Here is a 6215-nt window from a genome sequence, read left to right as displayed (position 1 = left end):
GACTATCACGCGTCGGTGACCGTTGCCGGTCGCCGCTCTCTCCGAAGCGTGAGGTTGCGCCGCCGGACGGCCGCGCTCGCCGCTGCCGGCGTCGCCGTGCCGGGCGGCCGCCGGGCGTACCTCGGCATCGGCCTGACGATCGCCGGCGTCGCCGTGCTCGCGATCGCCACCGCCGGACCGGCGGCCATGGTGCCGGTTCCACGAACCGCCGGCACCGTCATCCTCGCCATCGACGTCTCCAACAGCATGGGTGCCGACGACGTCGCGCCCACCCGGCTGGCGGCCGCGCAGCGGGCGGCCCGCGCGTTCGTGACGGCGCAGCCCGACAGCGTCGACATCGGAGTCGTCGCGTTCGAGCGGGGCGCGCTCACCACAGCACGGCCCGACGCCGACCACTCCATCGCGCTCAAGGCCATCGACCGGCTGAAGATCACCGGCGGCACCTCGCTCGGGACGGCCATCACGGCCTCGCTGACGGCGATCACCGGCAAGCCGGTGGCCATCGGCCGCGACGGCGTCGCGCCCGACATCGGCTACTGGCCGTCGGCGACGATCGTGATGTTCTCCGACGGCCAGAACCAGGGCGCGGACGTCGAACGGGCCGCCGCCGTGGCACAGCGGGCGGGCGTCCACATTCACACCGTCGGGGTCGGCACCACGGCCGGGGCGACGGTGCAGGTCGATGGCTACCACCTGCAGACCTCGCTCGAACAGGACACCCTCACCTTGATCGCGCAGACCACCGGCGGCGCCTACCACCCCGCCTCCGACACTGCGCGGCTAGACGGGATCGCCGACACGATCGATCTGAGACTCACCGTCTCCGACGAGCCGCTGCCCCTCGCCGGCGCCCTGATCGGGCTCGCCCTCGCGCTGCTCACCGCGGGAGCGGCGCTCACCGTGCTCCGGTCAGGACGGGTGATCTGAATGTCGTTCTCATGGCCGTGGGCGCTGCTGTCCGTGCTGATCATCCCGCTGATCTTCGTCATCCGCGAGTGGGCGCGGCGCCGCCGCCGGCGCTCCGCCGTGCGCGTCACCTCGATCGCGCTCGTACGCAGCGCCCTGCCCGGCCGTACGCGCTGGACGAGGAAGATCCCCGCGGCACTGTTCGTGGCCGGGCTCGCGCTGCTCGCGGTCGGGGCCGCGCGACCGCAGGCGTCGGTGCCGGTGCCGCAGACCTCGGCGACGATCCTGCTCGCGCTCGACACCTCCGGCTCCATGTGTTCCACGGACGTCGACCCCAACCGCATCACCGCCGCGAAGAAGGCCGCCGCTGACTTCATCGAGTCGCAGCGGGGCGGGCCCCGCATCGGCCTGGTCACCTTCGCGGGCACCGCGGGTCTGCTCGTCCCTCCCACCGACGACACCAAGGCGCTGATCGAGGCGCTGGACGGCCTCACCGTGTCCCGCGGCACCGCGATCGGGCAGGCCATGCTCACCTCGATCGACGCGATCGCGGAGGTCGACCCGTCGGTCGCCCCCACCGGCGCGAACCCCGGCGGCGGGGGAGGCTACGCCGGTGCCGCGATCGTCGTGCTCACCGACGGCGCCAACACCCAGGGCGTCGACCCGCAGACCGCCGCCCAGGAGGCGGCCGTGCGCCGCGTCCGCGTCTTCACCATCGGCTTCGGCACCACGAACCCGGCCCCGATGGTCTGCGACAACTCACAGTTCGACGGCCGTGGCTTCGGCGGCTGGGGCGGCGGCGGCCGCGGCGGATTCGACAGCGGCCGCAACGTCCGCATGATCGACGAGCCCGCACTCAAACAGATAGCCCAGACCACCGGCGGCTCCTACCACCGCGCCGAGAACGCCGACCAGCTCCAAAGCGCCCTCGACGCCCTCCCCGGCAGCTTCACCGTCATCCACCAGCGGGTCGACACAGCCGCCGCCTTCGCCGCCGGCGGCGCCGTCCTCATCACCGCGGCCCTGTCCCTCTCTCTCTGGTGGAACCGCCCCCGGACCCCGGCCCGCTGACGGCCGGTCCCACAGCGGACTGACTACGAAGATCCACCTCGCTGCCGGCGGCTGGCCTTCGTGCTGACCGCCGGCCGGTGACGCAGTGGCGCGGCATCGCCACCCGCTACGAGAAGACCGCAATCATCTTCCTGGCCGGACTCCACATCGCGGGCATCTTCCTCTGGTCCGCTCGATGAGCCGGACGAAGGTCCCTAGGCGGTGTCCGGGCCGTAGATCGCGGCGATGTCCTTGGCGGTGGACCACCGGCTGTAGGTGGGCGACTGCGGCCAGCCGTCGGGCGCGTCCTGCCACTCCTCCTGCCGCCCGTACGGCAGCAGGTCGATCAGCGCGAAGGTGTGGCTGAGCTGCTCGGTGCCCCGGCCGTTGGTGTGCCAGGTCCGATACACGGTGTCGCCATCGCGCAGGAACACGTTGACGGCGAAGCCTTCGCCGGGCGGTGCGCCGACGTCGGTGCCGAACGGGCTGTTCGCGGTGGAATACCAGGCCATCTTGTTCCCGACCCGCCGCTTGTAGGCGAGTGCCTCGTCGATCGGGCCCTGGGCGACGATGACGAACCGGGCATCGTAGTTGTCCAGGAACTCCAGCCGGGTGAACTGCGAGGTGAACCCCGTGCAGCCCGGGCACTGCCACTCCTTGCCCGGGAACCACATGTGGTTGTAGACGATCAGCTGCCTCCTGTCTTCGAAGACGTCCGCCAGGCGAACCGGGCCGTCCTCGCCCTCGAGGGTGTAGTCCGGCATCCTCACCATGGGCAGGCGGCGGCGCTGGGCGGCGATGGCGTCGAGTTCCCGGGTCGCGGCCTTCTCCCGGGCACGCAGTGCTTCCAGCTGACGCTGCCAGGTGTCGGCGTCGACGACGGGCGGTAGTGCGTTTGTGCTCATGGGCCCTCACTGATCATGTGCGCAACTTGCCGTGTGCAGGGTAGACCTGGCCCGGTCGTCGAATTCATCGGTGGCCGGCCAATCCGTTCGGGAAAGCTACGGAACGAGAGCGCACACAGCCACCCCCGGAAGGCGTTCGCCGTGCACCGGGCGCATGTCAGCTACCAGGCCCGGCAGCCCGGCATCGCCGTCCTCGCTGCCGACATCACTGCTCCAGGCGTGCCGCAGGCCGTGATCGAGGCGGCGACCGACCGATGGGGGCGGCTGGACGTTCTGATCAACAACGCGGGAGCCACCGCGGTGATGCCACTGGCCGACACCGACGCCCAACGCATCAATGACCTGCTTGCCCTCAACGTCACCGCGCCCAGCCTGCTCGCCCGTGCCGCGCTGCCGCACCTGCGTGCCGTACGGGGGACGATCGTCAACGTCTCCAGCACCTATGGTCACCGGCCGCTGCCCGGCGCGGCCCACTACGCCGCGTCCAAGGCCGCCCTGGAGCAGCTCACCCGCAGCTGGGCGCTCGAATTGGCCTCCGACGGCATCCGTGTCAACGCGCTGGCCCCCGGCCCCACCGAGAGCCAGGCCCTGGCCGCCGCCGGCCTGCCGGACACCACGGTGGAAAACATCAAACAAGACGAGATCGCCCGCATCCCGCTCGGCCGCCGCGGCGATCCCGAGGAGGTGGCCGCCTGGATCGTGCACTTGGCCGACCCAGGCGCTACCTGGATCACCGGTCAGGTCCTCACCATCGACGGCGGGCTGGAACTCGTCTGAGCCGTGAGTGTGGCGGTCATGGCGCGCAAAGTCGATCGTGGCGGGGATGCTCTGGCGGGTCATCTTCGCGTAGGGGCACGGCGCAGATGCTTGGGCGAGGGCGGGTCATGGGCGGTGCCAGTGCCGCAACTTGTCGGGGTTCAGCACGATCCATACGGCGGTGACCTCACTCCCGGCAATGCTCAGGACAGCCACCGCCACGGCCTGGCCCGCCCGGCGCAACACCAGGCCGTTACGGCCGTTCACGGGCTCGACGGTCAATACGGTGCCGGGTTGGCCGGTCAGGAGAGCCGTGACGAAGTGGGCGACCGCGTCCGAGCCGTGGGTCGGGTGTATCGCGGCGCGCACCTTGCCGCCGCCATCGCTCACGACCATCGCGTCGGCGGCCAGGACCGCTTTCAGGGCAGCCGCCTCTCCCGTCTCGCACGCTGCCGCGAATCGGCGCGCGACATGATCATGCCTGTCGAGCATGGCCTGGTCGTGACGGAAGTGGCGCTGCACCGAGCCGGTGACAGGGGTGGGCCGGTGAACCGGGACGCGGGTAGCGGGCGCTGCGGCCCGGCCGGGTTCCGGTGGGCCGTTGGCGGCTCGGACCGTGGCGGCAGAGGCGAGCAACTCCAGGCAGATGCCTCCGGCGACCCGCGTCAGCCAGGCGCGCGGCACCGCGATGGCGGCGCGTTCTTCATCTTTGAGGGCGTACCAGCGGCGGTAGGTCTCTTCGACGATCCGGTCAGCCGTGATCTCCGAGCCGAACATCCACAAGGCGATCTCCAGCAGGTGCTGCCGTTCGTCCAGCATCTCTGCCAGCGAGGCGGCTGCTGCCCCGGCACCCGTGCCGGTCATGGCCGGTCGTCCTCGCCGGCCTCGTGACGAGGCGAGGGTGACGGGGAGCGGGGAGGCGGCTTCTCTTGTTTCCGGGCCGTGGAAAGGCCTGCGTGGGCGCCGGCCATCGGGATCGTCCGCACGTTGTCCTCCATTCTGTTGTCTCACCAGCTAAGACCGGGGAGCCCGTCCTGTTGTGACTTCTCTGGCGCGCTTCAGGTGGGCCGGGCTGCGGTGATCTTGGCGGGGTTCATCATCCACAGCACTTGGTCGATGCCCTGGTCGGAGGCGTTGACGGTGAGGACGGTGAACACCTCCCCGTCGTGGCGCAGCAAGGCCGCTGTCTGCCCGTTCATATCGGCCCATTCCACCTCGACCCCGGCCCAGAACCGGTCCGCGAACGCTCTGACGTACTTCGCCACCCTGAACGCGCCCACCACGGGGAAGCGCGAGGCGCGGACGGCGCCACCGCCGTCGGCGTAGCTGATCACGTCTGCCGCGAGGATTTCCTCCAGCGCGGCGAGGTCGCCGGCGCGGGCGGCGGCGACGAAGGCGGTCAGCAGTCTGCGCTGTTCGGCTGCGGTCACCGGTGCGCGGCGCTCGGAGACGAGGTGTTTGCGGGCCCTGCTGACGAGTTGCCGCACCGCGGCCTCGGTGGCCTGGATGATGTCGGCGATCTGCCGATAGGGGTAGTCGAACGCTTCTCGCAGCACGTAGGCCGCGCGTTCAGTGGGTGAGAGCCTTTCCAGCAGGAGCAGGACCGCGAAGCCGAGGGCTTCGCCTCGCTCGGCGCCGAGGTGCGGGTCGGCGCTGGTGTCAACGGGTTCGGGAAGCCACGGGCCGATGTAGGTCTCGCGGCGGACCCGCGCGGACTGCAGGGCGTTGATGGCGAGGCGGGTGGTCGCCGTGGCCAGGTACGCGGCGGGGTCGGCCACGGTGCTGCGGTCGCAGGTCTGCCAGCGCATCCAGACGTCCTGTACGAGGTCTTCGGCTTCGGTGGAGCTGCCCAGCATCCGGTACGCGATTCCGAACAGGCGCGGCCGCACGCTCGCGAAGACCGCCGCGGCCTGGTCGAGATCTTCCGGCCCATGGGAGTGGTTCGCCGGTCCGTTGTCCCCCATGGTGATCGCTTCCGTTCCGCTGGCAGATAGACGAGTTCGACGAAGGCGGAAGCAGCTTTTCGAGCGCGCTCGCCTGTTCTAAGAGGTCTGGATGCATATTCAACCGGCCACCGGAGGCGGCCGGTTGGCGGTGGTCATGGGTTTGCCTTTCCGGTGTTCAGGGCGGCCCTGAGCACCTGGATGGCCTGGGCGGTGGCGGCTCGCGCGGCGTGGGTGTCGCGGACCGGGTTGAGCATCAGGAAGTCGTGCAGGATGCCGTTGTAACGCACGCTGGTGGTGGGGACGCCGGCCTCGGTGAGCTTGCGGGCGTAGGCCTCGCCCTCGTCGCGCAGTACGTCGTTCTCGTCCACGATGACGAACGCGGGCGGCAGCCCCGCGAGGTCCTGCAGGGACGCGCGCAGCGGTGAGGCGGTGATCTCGGCGCGCTGGGCGAGGTCGGTGGTGTAGGCGTCCCAGAACCAGGCCATGGCCCTGGCCGTCAGGAACGGGCCGTCGGCGAACTCGCGGTAGCTGCCCGTGTCCTGGGCGGCGTCGGTGACCGGGTAGTAGAGCGACTGGTGCACGAACCTCACGTCGCCGCGGCGCTTGGCGAGGATGGTCAGCGCGGCGGTCATGTTGCCGCCGACCGAGTCGC

Annotated in this window: 7 protein-coding genes; 3 read left to right on the top strand and 4 right to left on the bottom strand. The window is 70.6% G+C overall.

Going from position 1 to position 6215, the window contains the following annotated elements:
- Positions 1-927 (top strand): VWA domain-containing protein (locus AB0J09_RS53315; protein ID WP_360709761.1); only part of this gene is annotated, 927 nt, incomplete at its 5' end.
- On the top strand, positions 928-1977 hold the full coding sequence (locus AB0J09_RS53310) for a VWA domain-containing protein (protein WP_360709759.1): 1050 nt from the start codon (positions 928-930) through the stop codon (positions 1975-1977). It abuts the gene before it with no gap.
- 194 nt (positions 1978-2171) lie between these two features.
- Here the strand turns inward: AB0J09_RS53310 and AB0J09_RS53305 are convergent, their stop codons facing one another.
- The gene (locus AB0J09_RS53305) at positions 2172-2861 is read right to left on the bottom strand and encodes a DUF899 family protein (protein ID WP_360709757.1); all 690 of its coding nucleotides are present in this window, start codon (positions 2859-2861) and stop codon (positions 2172-2174) included.
- Positions 2862-3002: 141 nt separating this feature from the next.
- Between AB0J09_RS53305 and AB0J09_RS53300 the strand changes: the two genes are divergently transcribed.
- Positions 3003-3638, top strand: a complete 636-nt coding sequence (locus AB0J09_RS53300) for an SDR family oxidoreductase (RefSeq protein WP_360709755.1) — start codon at positions 3003-3005, stop codon at positions 3636-3638.
- A gap of 105 nt (positions 3639-3743) precedes the next feature.
- Here the strand turns inward: AB0J09_RS53300 and AB0J09_RS53295 are convergent, their stop codons facing one another.
- The 3 genes from AB0J09_RS53295 to AB0J09_RS53285 form a co-directional block, all read right to left on the bottom strand.
- Positions 3744-4481, bottom strand: coding sequence for a hypothetical protein (locus AB0J09_RS53295; RefSeq protein ID WP_360709753.1), 738 nt, complete (start codon positions 4479-4481; stop codon positions 3744-3746).
- 194 nt (positions 4482-4675) lie between these two features.
- Complete coding sequence (locus tag AB0J09_RS53290) at positions 4676-5581, bottom strand: RNA polymerase sigma-70 factor (protein WP_360709751.1); 906 nt, start codon at positions 5579-5581, stop codon at positions 4676-4678.
- 134 nt (positions 5582-5715) lie between these two features.
- On the bottom strand, positions 5716-6215 hold a 500-nt coding region (locus tag AB0J09_RS53285; protein WP_360709749.1), incomplete at its 5' end, for an alpha/beta hydrolase.

Source organism: Nonomuraea sp. NPDC049784, assembly GCF_040659615.1.
Classification (GTDB): domain Bacteria; phylum Actinomycetota; class Actinomycetes; order Streptosporangiales; family Streptosporangiaceae; genus Nonomuraea.
Note: the sequence above shows the minus strand (reverse complement) of the source record. Positions and strands in the feature narration are given on the sequence as shown.